Source organism: Ramlibacter sp. (assembly GCF_028291745.1).
GTDB lineage: Bacteria > Pseudomonadota > Gammaproteobacteria > Burkholderiales > Burkholderiaceae_C > Ramlibacter.
Genome location: NZ_JAQGNQ010000034.1, coordinates 14,928 through 30,233, shown reverse-complemented (window position 1 = coordinate 30,233; position 15,306 = coordinate 14,928). Strand labels below are relative to the sequence as shown.

The following is a 15,306-nucleotide window of genomic DNA, read 5'->3' as shown; positions in this document are numbered from 1 at the left end:
GCGGGCTGAACCTCGAACGCCTTACTTGAGGCCCGCCGCCGCCCGCAACGCCTGCGCCTTGTCCGTCCGCTCCCAGGTGAACTCCGGCTCTTCGCGGCCGAAGTGGCCGTAGGCGGCGGTCTTCTGGTAGATCGGGCGCAACAGGTCCAGCATCTGGATGATCCCCTTCGGCCGCAGGTCGAAGTGCTCGCTCACGAGTTGCGCGATCTTGTGGTCGGGGATCACGCCGGTGCCTTCGGTGTAGACCGTCACGTTCATCGGCCGCGCCACGCCGATCGCGTACGCCACCTGGATCTGGCACTGGCGCGCAATGCCTGCAGCGACGATGTTCTTCGCCACATAACGTGCGGCATAGGCGGCCGAACGGTCCACCTTCGACGGGTCCTTGCCCGAGAACGCGCCGCCGCCGTGCGGGCAGGCGCCACCGTAGGTGTCGACGATGATCTTTCGGCCCGTGAGGCCGCAGTCGCCCTGCGGACCGCCGATGACGAAGCGGCCGGTCGGGTTGATCAGGTAGTTCGTTTCCTTCAGCCACTCCGCCGGCAGCACCGGCTTGATGATCTCCTCGATCACCGCCTCGATGAAGGCCGGCTTCATCTTGTGACCGTCGCTCATCTCGGGCGCGTGCTGGCTCGAGAGCACCACCGTGGCTATGCTGTGCGGCTTGCCGTCGACATAGCGCATGGTCACTTGCGACTTGGCGTCGGGACGCAGGAAGGGCAGGCGCCCGTCCTTGCGCAGCTGCGCCTGGCGCTCCACCAGCCGGTGCGCGTAGTAGATCGGCGCGGGCATCAGCACCGGCGTCTCGTCGCAGGCGTAGCCGAACATCAGGCCCTGGTCGCCGGCCCCGGTGTTCAGGTGGTCGTCGGAGGCGTGGTCCACGCCTTGCGCGATGTCGTTGGACTGCTTGTCGTAGGCGACCAGCACCGCGCAGCCCTTGTAGTCGATGCCGTAGTCGGTGTTGTCGTAGCCGATGCGCTTGATGGTGTCGCGCGCGACCTGGATGTAGTCGACGTGCGCGTTGGTGGTGATCTCGCCGGCCAGCACCACGAGGCCGGTGTTGGTCAGCGTTTCGGCCGCGACGCGGCTGCGCGGGTCCTGCGTGAAGATCGCATCGAGGATCGCGTCGGAGACCTGGTCGGCCACCTTGTCCGGGTGGCCTTCCGAGACGGACTCGGACGTGAAGAGAAAGTCGTTCGCCATTTGAATACACTCCGCTGTTGCATTGAGAAGGCGCGTTGCCTTCTGCCGGAGCTTGGGCGAACGCTTTAGCAGATGTTCTTTAACGTCGCCCTGCAAGTAGTTCCGTAACTCGGCGACGCGCAAATTCTAACCGGCGTGAAATCCCTCTTCCAGTTCCTTTCGGGGTGGCCCTTGGGCCTGCTGCACTTCTTCGGCACCGGCATCGGCTGGCTGACCTGGCTCCTTTCCCCCACCTACCGCCGCCGCTTCGCGCAGAACGCGCGGCAGGCCGGCTTTGCCCCGGCGCAGGTGCGCAAGGGCATCGCCCAGGCCGGCAAGCTGGTCGCCGAGACGCCGCGGCTGTGGTTCGGCCCGATGCCGGCGGTCCATTGGGACCAGGCCGAAATGATCCAGGAGCTGCGGGCCGCGAGGCGGGGCGTCGTGTTCCTCACGCCACACCTCGGGTGCTTCGAAGTGACCGCGCGCTCGTACGCCGAGCGCTTCGGCCCGGTCACGGTGCTGTACCGGCCCGCTCGCAAGCCCTGGCTGCGCGAGCTGGTGGCCACCTCGCGCAGCCGCGAGAACATGACCGCCGTGCCCACCACGCTGGCCGGCGTGCGCCAAATGTTGCGGGCATTGAAAACCGGCGAAGCGGTCGGCCTCTTGCCCGACCAGGTGCCGCCACAGGGGCTGGGTGTGTGGGCGCCGTTCTTCGGCCGCGAGGCCTACACCATGACCCTGCCGGCGCGGCTGGTGCAGCAGACCGGGGCCGTGCTGTTGCTGGTGTGGGGCGAGCGCCTGCCCCAGGGCCGCGGCTATCACGTGCACGTGCACCGCTTCGAGGGCGAACTGGCACGCGACCCGCGCACCGCCGCCACGCAAATCAACCAGGAGATGGAGCGCATGGTCCGTGCCGGCCCGACGCAGTACCTGTGGGGCTATGCCCGCTACAAGCAGCCGCGCGCGGAGGTCACCTCGTGATGAGCCGGCTGGGGGTTCGCCTGCTGCGCTGGCTGGCGCCGCTGCCGCTGTCCTGGATTCGTGCCCTCGGGTCCGTGTTGGGCTTGCTGCTGTACCTGCTGGTGTGGCCGCGACGCCAGGTGGTGAACGTCAACCTGCGCCTGTGCTTTCCGCACTGGAGCGAGCGCCAGCGGCGGCGGGTGGCGCGCGAGACCTTCGTGCACGTGGCGCAGTCCTTCCTCGATCGCGCGTGGCTATGGCATGCCGACCCGGAGGTCGTGCGTCGCCGGCTGGTGCTGACCGGCGCTGTCCGCGAGCTGGCCGGCGACACGCCGACCATCGTGTTCGCGCCGCACTTCGTCGGCATGGACGCGGGCGCGACCGGCCTGTCGCAGCAGGTGCCGCGGCGCTTCATCGGCATCTATACGCCGCAGAGCAATCCGGTGATCGATGCCTGGGTGCTGAAGGGGCGGCACCGCTTCGGCATCAATCCGCGCCCCATGAACCGCTCCGAGGGCGTGCGCGAGCTCATTGCGGCGGTGCGTGCCGGCGACGTGATGTACCTGCTGCCGGACATGAACTTCGGCGCCGAGGAATCGATCTTCGTGCCCTTCTACGGCGTGCCGGCGGCCACCGTGCCCTCGCTCTCGCGCTTCGCGCGGCTGGGCCGGGCCAAGGTCGTGCCGGTGGTCGTCAAGCTGACGCCCGCGGGGTACGAACTGCAGGTGCACGAGCCCTGGGCGGGCTTTCCCTCGGGCGACCTGGCAGCGGACACGGCCCTCATGAACCGCCGGCTGCAGGAGTACATCGACGAGATCCCCTCGCAGTACTACTGGGTGCACAAGCGCTTCAAGTCGCGCCCGCCGGGCGAGCCGGGCGTCTACTGAGCGAGAAAGTCGGCGAGGCGTTGTGCGACCAGCTGCGGCTGTTCGTGAACGATCCAGTGGGACGCGTCGGCCACCTTGTGCAGCGTCAGATGCGGCACATAGTCCTCGAGGCCCTCCACCAGTTCCGGCAGCAGGGCGGGGTCCTGCATGCCCCAGAGCACGAGCGTGGGAATGTCCACCGTCAACATCTCGCGGGGCAGGGTGACCTGCGACAGCGCCGCATCGCCCTCGCGCGCCGGGCGCAGCGGCGAGGCGCGGTAGTAGTTCAGGCCGCCGGTGAGGCTGGCGTCCCACACCGCGCGGTACTTCGCCTTGACCTCGTCGGTGAGCCAGGACGCGGCGCCCCAATGCGTGAAGAAGTCCAGCAGGCGCCGGTAGCCGTCGGCCCGCAGCAGTTCCTCGGCGTCGGGCCGCACCAGGAAGTTCATGTACGCGCTGGCTTCCTGCTGCGCGGCGCTGGTCTGCAGGGCGCGCAGGAAGGTGCCCGGATGCGGCGAGTTGATGATGGCCAGCCGCTGCGTGAGTTGCGGCAACTGGTTGGCGAAGTTCCACGCCACCGCGCCGCCCCAGTCGTGCGCCACCAGGCAGGCCAGCGGTGCGCCCTCGATCTGCACGAGGGCGGCGATGTCCTGCACCAGGTGCTTGGGGCGGTAGGCCGCCACGTCGGCGGGCTGCGAGGACTGCTCATAGCCGCGCAGGTTGGGCGCGATGCAGCGGAAGCCGCCGTGTTCGGGGCGGGCGAAGTGCGCGAGCAGTTCGTCCCACACGAAGGCGGCTTCAGGAAAACCGTGCAGGAACATCAGCACCGGCCGTCCGCGCTCGCCGGCCGCCCGGCAACTGAGGGTGATGCCATGGGGCAGCGGCTGCTGCCAGGTCTGGATGCGCATGAGACCTCCCTCGTGACGAGCCCTGTCAGGTCGGCGGTGGTTCCGGGTGCGCCCACTGCCACAGGAGCAGCGAGGCCTCTTCCACGCCCTGCTTCTTCAGGGCGGAGAACAGGCGCGTCTCGCCGCCCCCGGTCTGCAGGCGGGCAATGGACAGCGCCTTGTTCTGTTCGGAGCGATTGAGCTTGTCGGCCTTGGTGAGCAGCACCAGGAACTTCAGGCCGGCTTCGACGCGCGGGCGGATCACCTCGAGCAGGACCTCGTCCAGCTCGGTCAGGCCGTGGCGCGGGTCGACCAGCATCACCACCCCCGTCAGGGTGTCGCGCGTGACGAGGTAGCTGGCCATCACCTGTTGCCAGCGGATCTTGTCGGCGCGCGGCACGGCCGCATAGCCGTAGCCGGGCAAGTCGGCCAGGACGGCGTCGGTCGTCCCCTGCCGGCCCAGTGCAAACAGGTTGATCGCCTGCGTGCGTCCCGGCGTCTTCGAGGCGAAGGCCAGGCGCTTTTGCTGGGTGAGCGTGTTGATGCAGGTCGACTTGCCCGCGTTGGAGCGGCCGACGAAGGCGATCTCCGGCACTCCCAGTTCCGGCAGGTGCTCCAGGCGCGGGGCGGTGGTAAGGAAGCGCGCGGTGTGCAGCCAGCCGACGGCTTGCGCGGCGGTGGTTGCTGCGCCGGGTGTCGCGTTGTTCGGGAGGGCCGCCGGGGCGGTGGGCGAGTCGGGGGCGCGGGGCCCCGGGGGGGAGGTCATGGGCAACGGAAGAGCGGACAGTGCAGCATTGTAGAATCCCGGGGTTTTGCGCCAATCAAATCCAAGAAACGTGACCAAGACGCCTGCTTTCCTGCTGCTGGCCACCGTGCTCGCTGCGACCGCGCTTCCCATGTGGGCCCAGCAACCCGCCGCGCAGGCCGCCCCGGCCGCCACCGCGAGCGCGCCCGCTGTCCCCGCGGCCAGCGCGCCGGCCGCGGGTGCCTCCGGCCTCACGGCTGCACCGCCGCAGGCGTCCAGCGCCGAGGCCGCGCCCGGTCCCGCCGCGGCTACGCCGGCACCCTCGGCACCGGCCGCAGTGGCCGCGGCCACCGGCAAGCCGGATCCGGCTATGGGCGAGCAGCGTTTCGGTTCGGTGTGCGCGGCCTGCCATGGCGCCGGCGGGAACTCCGGCACGCCAGCCAATCCCAAGCTGGCGCAGCAGCATCCCGACTACATCATCAAGCAGCTGCAGGAATTCAAGAGCGGCAAGCGGCCCAACCCGATCATGCAGGGCTTCGCCTCCCAGCTGAGCGAGCAGGACATGAAGAACGTCGCCGCCTACCTGGGGGCGCAGCAGGCGAAGCCGGGCTTCGCCAAGGACAAGGAGCTGGTGACGATCGGCGAGAAGCTGTACCGCGGCGGTAACCAGCAGCGCGCGCTGCCGGCCTGCGCCGGTTGCCACAGCCCCAACGGCGCTGGCATCCCGGCGCAGTACCCCCGTCTGTCGGGACAGAGCGCCGACTACACCGCCAGCCAGCTGGTCGCCTTCCGCGACGGCATCCGCAAGAACAGCCCGCAAATGGCGCAGATCGCCGCCAAGTTGAACGATCACGAGATCCGCGCCGTGTCGGATTACATTGCGGGCTTGCGCTAGCAGCGCTGCAGTGGTGAACTAAACGTCGCAAGGCGTAACCAACTGGCGGGCACCTCTGTGGAGGGCCCGCTTTTTTTTCATCCGGAGTCCGATGAGTACCACGACCGCCGCCGACGTTCCTCCCGTGCGCGAAACGCAGAAGCTGCGCGAACTGGTGGAATTGTTCTCCTCGATGCGGTTCGCGATCTCGCTGCTGACCGTCATCTGCATCGCCTCGGTGATCGGCACGGTGCTCAAGCAGCACGAGCCCCTGGGCAACTACATCAACCAGTTCGGGCCCTTCTGGGCCGAGCTGTTCATGGCGATCAAGCTCAACAGCGTCTACAGCGCCTGGTGGTTCCTGCTGATCCTGGCCTTCCTGGTGACCAGCACCTCGCTGTGCATCGCCCGCAACGCGCCCAAGATCGTCGGCGAGCTCAAGACGTACAAGGAAAACATCCGGGAAAACGCGCTGCTCGCTTTCCATCACCGCGCCGAGGGCGTGTTGCCCGACGCGCCGCAGGCGGCGGCGCAGCGGCTCGGCCAGTACCTGGCCAAGAGCGGCTGGAAAGTGCGCCTGCAAGAGCGCGGCAACGGCTGGATGGTGGCAGCCAAGACCGGCGGCGCCAACAAGATCGGCTATCTGTGCGCGCACAGCGCGATCGTGCTGGTGTGCCTGGGCGGCCTGCTCGATGGCGACCTGATCGTGCGCGCGCAGATGTGGCTCGGGGGCAAGCAGCCGTATAACGGCGGCGGCATGCTCGCCGACGTGCCGGCGCAGTACCGCCTGGGAGCCGGCAATCCGGTGTTCCGCGGCAACCTGATGGTGGCCGAGGGCAGCCAGTCGTCCACGGCGGTGTTGAACCAGTCGGACGGCATCGTGCTGCAGGAGCTGCCCTTCTCCATCGAGTTGAAGAAGTTCGTGGTGGAACACTATTCCACCGGCATGCCCAAGCTGTTCGCCAGCGACATCGTGATCCACGACCGCGAGACGGGGCAGACCAAGACAGCGCGGGTGGAGGTGAACCACCCCGTCGCCTATCGCGGCGTCGAGATCTACCAATCGAGCTTCGACGATGGCGGCTCCACCGTGAAGTTGAATGCCGTGCCCTTGAACGGCACCGGCCACGGCTTCGACGTCGAAGGCCAGATCGGCGCATCGACCCAGCTCACGCGCGGCGACCAGGACAAGATGACGCTGGAGTACACCGGCCTGCGCGTCATGAACGTCGAGAACCTGGCGGCGGCCTCCGGCAGCGCCACCGACGTGCGCAAGGTGAACCTGCGCGATTCGCTGGATGCGGTGCTGGGCTCGGCCAACAAGGCCAATGCCAAGAAGCTGCTGCGCAACGTCGGCCCGAGCGTGACGTACAAGCTGCGCGATGCGGCGGGCCAGGCGCGCGAATTCCACAACTACATGCTGCCCGTGGACCTGGGCGAGGGCGTGCCGGTGTTCCTGCTGGGGGTGCGCGAGGACACGGCCGACGGCTTCCATTACCTGCGCCTGCCGGCCGACGAGAACGGCTCGCTCGATGGCTTCCTGCGCATGCGCGCCGCGCTGGCCGATCCGGCGCTGCGCGACGCCGCCGTGCGCCAGTACGCGCAGCTCGCGACCGATCCGACCAAGCCCGCCCTGACGCAGCAGCTGTCCGCGTCGGCCGCCCGTGCGCTGGCGCTGTTTGCCGGGGTCGAGCGCGGCAAGGGCACTGCCACCGGCGGCCTGCAGGCCGTCTCGGACTTCATCGATGGCAACGTGCCGGCCGCCGAGCGCACCCGCGCCGGCGAGGTGCTGGTGCGGATCCTCAACGGCTCGCTGTTCGAGCTGCTGCAGGTGAGCCGCGAGCATTCCGGCCTGCAGCCGCTGGCGCGCGACGACCGCACGCAGGCCTTCATGAGCCAGGCGGTGCTGGCGCTCAGCGATGCATTTGCCTACCCCGCGCCCATGGCCTTCGAGCTGAAGGACTTCAAGCAGGTGCAGGCCAGCGTGTTCCAGGTGACGCGCTCCCCCGGTCATTACGTGGTCTATCTCGGCTGCGCCTTGCTGATCCTGGGAGTTTTCGCGATGCTCTATGTTCGCGAACGGCGTCTGTGGATCTGGCTCGCTCCGGGCGCCGCGGGGACACAGGCGCGCATGGCCCTTTCCAGCAATCGCAAGCAGCTGGACGTGGACCGGGAATTCAAGAGACTTTCGCTGCGGCTGCTGGGAGACAAGCAATGAATACCGCCACCACGACCCACTCGATCACGCTCGACGAGGGCTTCTTCTCCAGGCGCACACCGTTCGACTGGGTGTTCGCCCTGATCGTCGCCGGCGGGGGGCTCTATGCCTTCAGCCAGTACGCGCAGTACATGGACGTCTACGAGAAAGGCATCCTGGTCGCAGCGGTGCCGGGTGCGATCTGGCTCGGCTGGTTCTGGGGACCCGTGCGCGTGCTGATGCTGGCGGTCGCCGCCTTCTCGCTGCTCGGCATCGCTTCCTACCAGGGGCAGCTCGCGCGTGGCGACAGCGTCTTCTGGCTGAAGTACTTCCTCTCCAGCCAGTCGGCCATCCTCTGGATGAGCGTGCTGTTCGTGATGAGCACCGTCTTCTACTGGATCGGGATGTTCTCGCGCACGCAGTTCGACGCGATGTCCGGCATCGGCTCCAAGCTGGCCTGGGCCGCGGTTGGCATGGCGCTGATCGGCATGATGGTGCGCTGGTACGAGAGCTACCTGATCGGCGCCGACGTCGGCCACATCCCGGTCAGCAACCTCTACGAAGTGTTCGTCCTGTTCTGCTGGATGACGACCGCCTTCTACCTGTACTTCGAGCAGCAGTACGGCACCCGCGCCATGGGCGCCTTCGTCATGCTGGTGGTGAGCGCGGCGGTGGGCTTTCTCATGTGGTACTCCTTTGCGCGCGAGGCGCACGAGATCCAGCCGCTGGTGCCGGCCCTCAAGAGCTGGTGGATGAAGCTGCACGTGCCCGCCAACTTCATCGGCTACGGCACCTTCTCGCTGTCGGCGATGGTGGCCTTTGCGTACCTGGTCAAGCAGCAGGCGACCGAGACGCGCTGGTACCGGCTCACGCCGCTGTGGGTGCTGGGCGTGTTCCTCACCGTCATTCCGATGGCCTTCCGCCGCTCGGTCGAAAGCAGCAGCAGCTATTGGCTGGGGTACTTCTGCGTCTCGGCCCTGATCGTCGGCGGCATCCTGGTGGGCCGCAAGCGCATCGCCGAGCGGCTGCCGGCGCTGGAGGTGCTGGACGACGTGATGTACAAGTCGATCACCGTCGGCTTTGCCTTCTTCACCATCGCCACCGTGCTGGGCGCGCTCTGGGCGGCCGAGGCGTGGGGCGGCTACTGGAGCTGGGACCCCAAGGAGACCTGGGCCCTGATCGTGTGGTTGAACTACGCGGCCTGGCTGCACATGCGCCTGATGAAGGGCCTGCGCGGATCCGTCTCGGCCTGGTGGGCGCTGGTCGGCCTGGCCGTGACCACCTTTGCCTTCCTCGGGGTCAACATGTTCCTGTCGGGTCTGCATAGCTACGGGGAGCTCTGAGCGGGTTTTCTCGATCCGGGTCAGAATCGGCCGGCGATGGGGACATCGAAGGAGACCAAATGTTGATCAGGACCGGCCGCCACGGATTCGAGCAGCCGCTCGCCAGCGAGATCACGCCGCGGGCCGTCCACGAGGACAGGCGTCAGCTGCTCAAGTGGATGGCCACCGGCGCTGCCGGTGCGGCGCTCGCCACGTGGGCGCAGCGTGAGGCCTTCGCGCAGCAGGTCCAGCGTCCCGGCAAGCTCACGCCGATCAGCAGCGTGCGCTCCGCGGTACCGGGTGCGGTGACCATGGAGAAGGTCACCGAGTACAAGGACGCCTCGACCTACAACAACTACTACGAGTTCGGCACCGACAAGGCCGACCCGGCCGAGAGCGCGCACACGCTCAAGACCCGCCCGTGGACGGTAGAGGTCGAAGGCCTGGTGAAGAAGCCGGGCAAGTACGCCATCGACGACCTGCAGAAGCTCGCGCCACAGGAAGAGCGCATCTATCGCCTGCGCTGCGTCGAGGGCTGGTCCATGGTGGTTCCCTGGGTTGGCTACTCGCTGTCGAAACTGATCGAGAAGGTGGAGCCGCAGGGCAATGCCAAATTCGTCGAGTTCGTGACGCTGGCCGATCCCAAGACCATGCCCGGGGTGAACTCGCGCGTGCTCGACTGGCCGTACACCGAGGGGCTGCGCATCGACGAGGCCATGCATCCGCTGACGCTGCTGGGTTTCGGCATGTATGGCGAGGTGCTCCCCAACCAGAACGGCGCGCCGGTGCGCGTGGTCGTGCCCTGGAAGTACGGCTACAAGAGCGCCAAGAGCATCGTCAAGATCCGCTTCGTGGAGCAGATGCCGCACACCGCCTGGAACAAGGCGGCCGCGAATGAATACGGCTTCTACTCCAACGTGAACCCGAACGTCGATCACCCGCGGTGGTCGCAAGCTACCGAGCGCCGCATCGGCGAGGACGGCCTGTTCGCCAAGAAGCGCAAGACGCTGATGTTCAACGGCTACGAGCCGCAGGTCGGCCAGCTTTATGCGGGCATGGACCTGAAGAAGAACTTCTGAGGCGCTCGGCGTGGGAGAAGCCAGCGACAAGATGACCCGGCCGCTTCCCGCCCCGCCCCGCGCGGGCGGCAAGGCGAGGCTCACACGCGCGCTGCTGCATCCGGCCGCCAAGCCGCTGTTGTTTGCGGTTTCGCTGCTGCCGCTGGCCTGGCTGTTCTACGGCGCGGTGGCCAACAAGCTGGGTGCCAATCCCGCCGAATACCTGGAGCGCTCGCTGGGCGACTGGACGCTGCGCTTCCTGTGCCTCACGCTCGCCGTGACGCCCGTGCGCGTGATCTTCGGGCTGCCGGCCTTGCTGCGCTTTCGCCGCATGCTGGGTCTCTTCACCTACTTCTACGTGGTGCTGCACCTGCTGGCGTACAGCTGGTTCGACGAGGGCTTCGATTTCGCGGCCATCGCCAAGGACATCGCCAAGCGGCCGTTCATCCTGGTGGGCTTCGCGGCCTTCGTGCTGCTCACGCCGCTGGCGGCCACCTCGTTCAATCGCGCGGTGAAGGCCATGGGCGTGAAGCGCTGGCAGGCACTGCACCGGCTGGTGTACCTGATCGCGGGGCTGGGCATCCTGCATTTCTTCTGGATGCGCGCGGGCAAGCACAACTTCGCGGAGGTCTCCGTGTACGCCGCGATCCTTGCCGTGCTGCTTGGGTGGAGGGTGAAGGAGGCGGTGCGCAAGCGCCGCGGTGGTGGGGTCGCTGCGCGATCCCACCCTACCAACATCGCCCGGCCGTAACCCGGTAGGGTGGGATGCCGCAGGCACCCCACCGTGCGCCGGCTCACGGCAACAACTTCTCCTTGCGCATCTGGTCCGCGATGTCCTCGCGCTCGCGAATGACATGCGCGGTCGATCCGTCCACCAGCACCTCGGTCGGCCGACCCCTGGTGTTGTAGTTGCTGGCCATGCTCATGCAATACGCACCGGCCGACAGCACCGCGAGCAGGTCGCCACGTTGCGCCGTCAACTTGCGGTCCCGCCCCAGCCAGTCCCCGCTCTCGCACACCGGCCCCACGACGTCGTAGCTGGCCGGCTTGCCGCCGCGCGGCTGCAGCGGAACGATCTGGTGGAAGGCCTCGTACATCGCGGGCCGGGGCAGGTCGTTCATCGCCGCATCGACGATGCAGAAGTTCTTTCCCTCGCCCGGCTTCAGGTACAGGATCTCCGTCACGCAGACGCCGGCGTTGCCCACCAGCGAGCGGCCCGGCTCGATCAGCAACTGCCGATCGCCGAAGCCACGCGCGTCGAGCCGGGCCAGCAGGCGCTGCCACAGTACATCGGCCGGCGGCGGCTGTTCCACGTGATAGACGATGCCCAGGCCGCCGCCGAAGTCGATGTGCGCGATGGGGATGCCGGCGGCCTCGATGGCCGTCACGAGATCCAGCACGCGGTCCATCGCGTCGAGGTAGGGCGAGACCTGCGTGATCTGTGAGCCGATGTGGCAGTCGATGCCCAGCACGCGCAGGCCCGGCAGCGAGGCCGCCCGCCGGTACACGCGCAGCGCCTCCTTGTGGGCGATGCCGAACTTGCTGCCCTTCAGGCCAGTGGAGATGTAGGGGTGCGTGAGCGGATTCACGTCGGGATTGACCCGCAGGCTCACCGGCGCCTCGATGCCGGTTTCGGTGGCCACTTCGCTCAGCACCTCGAGCTCCTGCTCGCTCTCCACGTTGAAGCAGTGGATGCCGGCCTTGAGCGCCCAGCGCATCTCGCGCCGGGTCTTGCCCACGCCGGAGAAGATGATGTCGCCGGCCCTGGCGCCCGCGGCCAGCACGCGTTCGAGTTCGCCGCCGGACACGACGTCGAAGCCGCAACCGGCCCGCGCGAACACCTGCAGCACGGCCAGCGAGGAGTTCGCCTTCATCGCATAGCAGATCTTCGCCTTGCGACCGGCGAAGCCGCGCTGGTACGCGGCCAGCGCCGACAGCATGGCCGCGCGCGAATAGACGAACAGCGGCGTGCCGTGCTCGCGCGCCAGGTCGGCGAGGCGCACTTCCTCGACGAACAGTTCCTCGCTGCGATACTGGACGTGCGGCGCGCCCGGTAGTTGCGCGCTCATCAATCGCGCACCGGCGAGGCTGTGCCCGTGGGCGGGACCGCCGACGCGCTCGTTGCCGGGACGACCGCGGTCGACGGCGAGAGCGTGTCCGGCAACGTGGCGCGTCCCTGTGCGGCCGCCCCGCTTGGCAGGAACAGCGGGCCCTTCTGCGCGCAGGCGCAAAGCAGCACGGCCGACGCGGCCACGGCGAGCAACCAGCGGCGGGCCGGGGTGCTGACTAGAATTTGAAGAACACCGAACATCTGGAAATTGTAATGACCGATCTCGAGTACCTCGATCGCGCCGAAGCCCTGCTGGCAAGTGTCGAGGCAAGTTGCGACCGCATCAACGAAAGCAGCGATGCCGATATCGACAACCAGCGGGTCGGCGGCATGGTGACCCTGACCTTCGAAGATCGCAGCCAGATCATCGTCAACCTGCAGAAGCCCCTGCACGAAGTGTGGCTGGCCGCCCGGGCGGGCGGCTTCCACTACAAGTGGGACGGTGCAGGCTGGCGCGACAGCAGGAGCGCCAGCGAGTTCTTCGCCGACCTGGACCGCTACGCGAGCGAGCAAGCCGGCCGGCCGGTGAAGTTCAGTTCCTGAACAGGTCGAGGATGCTGCGGCGCTCGTCGGTGGGTGCTGCCGGGACCGGCGGCGGCATGCCGTTGGCGTTGAGCATGCTGCGGTCGTTCGGATTGCCCGGTGCCTGCTCGCCCGAGGAGCCGGAGATCCGCGGCGGCGGCGAGCGGGGCGCATCGCTGCTGCCCGTATCCCCCGACAGGCCGAGGCTGGCGACGCCGTTGCCGCGCGCGTACTCCTCGTAGTACCACTCGCCGTTGACGTTCACCAGGCCTTCCGGCGCGGCCGGCTCCATGATCGGTACGCCCTTGAGCGCCGTCTGCATGAAGTCGACCCACACCGGCAGCGACAGGCCGCCACCGGTCTCGCGGTCGCCCAGCGAGCGCGGCGTGTCGTAGCCCATCCAGACGATCGCCACCAGCGTCGGCTGGAAGCCGTTCATCCAGGTGTCGATGGAGTCGTTGGTGGTGCCGGTCTTGCCGTAGAGATCCGGGCGCTTCAGCTCGCGCTGGGCGCGCGCGGCCGTGCCGACGCGGGCGACTTCCTGCAGCAGGCGGTTCATCACGAAAGCGTTGCGGGCGTCGATCGCGCGCATGGATTCGTTCAGCAGCGGCGGCTGGCTTTCCACCAGGGCCTTGCCCTTCTGGTCGGTGATCCGGGTGATCAGCCACGGGTTGATGCGGTAGCCGCCATTGGCGAACACCGAATAACCCAGCGCCATCTGCATCGGCGTGACCGAGCCGGCGCCCAGCGCCATGGTGAGGTAGGGCGGATGCTTTTCCGGGTCGAAGCCGAAGCGGGAAATCCAGTCCTGCGCGTTCTGCGTGCCCACGGCCTGCAGGATGCGGATCGACACCATGTTCTTGGACTTTGCCAGTGCGGTATGCAGCGGCATCGGCCCTTCGAACTTGCCGTCGTAGTTCTTCGGCTCCCAGGGCGGGCCGCCGGTGACGTCGCCGCCGAAGAACAGGGGCCCGTCATTGATGATCGTGCTGGGCGAGAAGCCCTTCTCCAGCGCCGCGGAATAGATGAAGGGCTTGAAGCCGGAGCCAGGCTGGCGCCAGGCCTGCGTCACGTGGTTGAACTTGTTCTTGTTGAAGTCGAAGCCGCCGACCATGGCGTGCACCGAACCGTCGCGCGGATCGACCCCGACGAAGGCGCCTTCCACCTCGGGCAGCTGCGTGATCTCCCAGGTGTCCTTGGGCGTCTTCATCACCCGGATGACCGCGCCGCGGCGGATCTTGATCTTCGGCGTGGCCTTGTCGGACAGGCCCGAGCGCGCCGCGTTGAGGCCGTCGCCGACGATGTCGAAGCGCTCGCCGGTGCCGCGCACGGCCACAATCTTCTTGGGCCCCACCTCCAGCACCACGGCGGCCATCACGTCGCCGTTGTCGGGGTGCTCGGCCAGCGCGTCGTCGACCGCATCATCGAGTTCCTTCGGGTCGTTCGGCAGGTCGACGAAGCGCTCGGGACCGCGGTAGATCTGGCGCTTCTCGTAATCCATGATGCCCTTGCGCAGGGCGCGGTACGCGGCCTCCTGCTGGTCGGCCTTGATGGTGGTGTAGACGTTCAGGCCGCGCGTGTAGGCGGCGTCGCCGTATTGCGCGAACACCAGCTGGCGCACGGTCTCGGCGATGTATTCGGCGCGGATCGCGGTGGTCTGCGCGCCGGTGCGAACGTGCAGTTCCTGCTTCTTGGCTTCCTCGGCCTGCGCTGCCGTGATGAAGCCGTTCTCCTCCATCCGTTCGATGATGTACAGCTGCCGGGCACGGGCACGCGAGGGATTGGTCACCGGGTTGAAGGCCGAAGGCGCCTTCGGCAGGCCGGCCAGCATCGCGGCCTCGGCGATCGTGATGTCCTTCAGGGGCTTGCCGAAATAGGTCTCGCAGGCGGCCGCGAAGCCATAGGCGCGGTTGCCCAGGAAGATCTGGTTCATGTAGATCTCGAGGATCTGGTCCTTGGCCAGCTGGTGTTCCAGCTTGAAGGTGAGCAGCACCTCATAGAGCTTGCGGGTGAAGGTCTTCTCGGTGGAGAGATAGACGTTGCGCGCCACCTGCATGGTGATGGTGGAGGCGCCCTGGCTCTTGGCGCGGCCCAGGTTGGCGATGCCGGCGCGCATCATGCCCTTGTAGTCGACACCGCTGTGCGAATAGAAGCGCGCGTCCTCGATCGCCAGCACCGCGTTCTTCATGACCGCGGGGATCTCGTTGATCGGCGTGAGGTTGCGCCGCTCTTCCCCGAATTCGCCCATCAGGACGCCATCGGCAGTGAAGATGCGCATCGGCAGCTTGGGCCGGTAATCGGACAGGTCGCTGATGTCCGGCAGGTTGGGATAAGCGACGGCCAGCGCCACGCCGGCGATCGTGAGCACCGCGAAGAGGCCGGCAAACGCGAGGCCGAAGACCCAGCCGAAGAACTTGAGGATGAAGCGTTGCCAGGCAGGACGCGGACGGCCCGGGGCCTCGCCCGCGGCGTCGTCGGAAGAAGAATCGGAAGCCATAGAACTCCATCGGGGCCCCACGGGGCGCCCATTGAACAAATGCCTGTGTCTGAGCCGGCCCGTCGGGCGCCGGTTCCACACCGGGT

The 15,306-nt window shown here is 67.6% G+C and carries 14 protein-coding genes; 8 read left to right on the top strand and 6 right to left on the bottom strand.

The genetic code is table 11. The features are described 5' to 3' along the window. Positions 1-21: 21 nt before the first annotated feature. Positions 22-1,203 (bottom strand): methionine adenosyltransferase, encoded by a 1,182-nt coding sequence (gene metK, locus JWP60_RS05580; RefSeq protein ID WP_299787513.1) that lies wholly within the window; start codon positions 1,201-1,203, stop codon positions 22-24. A gap of 135 nt (positions 1,204-1,338) precedes the next feature. On the opposite strand from metK, the gene JWP60_RS05575 reads away from it, so the two are divergent. Both JWP60_RS05575 and JWP60_RS05570 read left to right on the top strand, forming a co-directional pair. Next, positions 1,339-2,163 carry a lysophospholipid acyltransferase family protein gene (locus JWP60_RS05575; RefSeq protein ID WP_299787510.1) on the top strand — a complete coding sequence of 275 codons (825 nt, stop codon included), beginning with the start codon at positions 1,339-1,341 and terminating at the stop codon, positions 2,161-2,163. Then, a complete protein-coding gene (locus JWP60_RS05570; RefSeq protein WP_299787564.1) occupies positions 2,163-3,029 on the top strand; it encodes a lipid A biosynthesis acyltransferase in 867 nt (288 codons plus the stop codon). Before JWP60_RS05575 ends, JWP60_RS05570 begins: the two co-directional genes overlap by 1 nt. Here the strand turns inward: JWP60_RS05570 and JWP60_RS05565 are convergent. After that, entirely contained in the window at positions 3,023-3,916 is an 894-nt protein-coding gene (locus JWP60_RS05565; RefSeq protein ID WP_299787508.1) for an alpha/beta hydrolase, read from the bottom strand. The genes JWP60_RS05570 and JWP60_RS05565 overlap by 7 nt on opposite strands. Positions 3,917-3,941: 25 nt before the next feature. Then, a complete protein-coding gene (gene yihA, locus JWP60_RS05560; protein WP_299787505.1) occupies positions 3,942-4,661 on the bottom strand; it encodes a ribosome biogenesis GTP-binding protein YihA/YsxC in 720 nt (239 codons plus the stop codon). A gap of 130 nt (positions 4,662-4,791) precedes the next feature. Between yihA and JWP60_RS05555 the strand changes: the two genes are divergently transcribed. The 5 genes from JWP60_RS05555 to JWP60_RS05535 all read left to right on the top strand — a co-directional run bounded on the left by JWP60_RS05555 (position 4,792) and on the right by JWP60_RS05535 (position 10,842). Next, positions 4,792-5,535 (top strand): c-type cytochrome, encoded by a 744-nt coding sequence (locus JWP60_RS05555; RefSeq protein ID WP_299787561.1) that lies wholly within the window; start codon positions 4,792-4,794, stop codon positions 5,533-5,535. 91 nt (positions 5,536-5,626) lie between these two features. Continuing rightward, the gene (locus JWP60_RS05550) at positions 5,627-7,732 is read left to right on the top strand and encodes a cytochrome c biogenesis protein ResB (protein WP_299787502.1); all 2,106 of its coding nucleotides are present in this window, start codon (positions 5,627-5,629) and stop codon (positions 7,730-7,732) included. Then, a complete protein-coding gene (gene ccsB / locus JWP60_RS05545) occupies positions 7,729-9,054 on the top strand; it encodes a c-type cytochrome biogenesis protein CcsB (RefSeq protein WP_299787499.1) in 1,326 nt (441 codons plus the stop codon). Before JWP60_RS05550 ends, ccsB begins: the two co-directional genes overlap by 4 nt. 59 nt (positions 9,055-9,113) lie before the next feature. Further along, on the top strand, positions 9,114-10,112 hold the full coding sequence (msrP, locus tag JWP60_RS05540) for a protein-methionine-sulfoxide reductase catalytic subunit MsrP (RefSeq protein ID WP_299787496.1): 999 nt from the start codon (positions 9,114-9,116) through the stop codon (positions 10,110-10,112). Positions 10,113-10,143: 31 nt separating this feature from the next. After that, positions 10,144-10,842 carry a protein-methionine-sulfoxide reductase heme-binding subunit MsrQ gene (locus JWP60_RS05535; RefSeq protein ID WP_299787558.1) on the top strand — a complete coding sequence of 233 codons (699 nt, stop codon included), beginning with the start codon at positions 10,144-10,146 and terminating at the stop codon, positions 10,840-10,842. A 43-nt stretch (positions 10,843-10,885) separates the two neighbouring features. Here JWP60_RS05535 and lysA read toward each other — a convergent pair whose 3' ends face one another. Together lysA and JWP60_RS05525 are read right to left on the bottom strand one after the other, a co-directional pair. Further along, positions 10,886-12,160 (bottom strand): diaminopimelate decarboxylase, encoded by a 1,275-nt coding sequence (gene lysA / locus JWP60_RS05530; RefSeq protein ID WP_299787493.1) that lies wholly within the window; start codon positions 12,158-12,160, stop codon positions 10,886-10,888. Then, the gene (locus JWP60_RS05525) at positions 12,160-12,402 is read right to left on the bottom strand and encodes a hypothetical protein (RefSeq protein WP_299787490.1); all 243 of its coding nucleotides are present in this window, start codon (positions 12,400-12,402) and stop codon (positions 12,160-12,162) included. Before JWP60_RS05525 ends, lysA begins: the two co-directional genes overlap by 1 nt. 12 nt (positions 12,403-12,414) lie before the next feature. Between JWP60_RS05525 and cyaY the strand changes: the two genes are divergently transcribed. After that, entirely contained in the window at positions 12,415-12,744 is a 330-nt protein-coding gene (cyaY, locus tag JWP60_RS05520; RefSeq protein WP_299787487.1) for an iron donor protein CyaY, read from the top strand. Here the strand turns inward: cyaY and JWP60_RS05515 are convergent. After that, complete coding sequence (locus JWP60_RS05515; protein WP_299787483.1) at positions 12,734-15,220, bottom strand: penicillin-binding protein 1A; 2,487 nt, start codon at positions 15,218-15,220, stop codon at positions 12,734-12,736. The two genes, cyaY and JWP60_RS05515, sit on opposite strands and share 11 nt — an antisense overlap. Positions 15,221-15,306 lie beyond the last annotated feature (86 nt).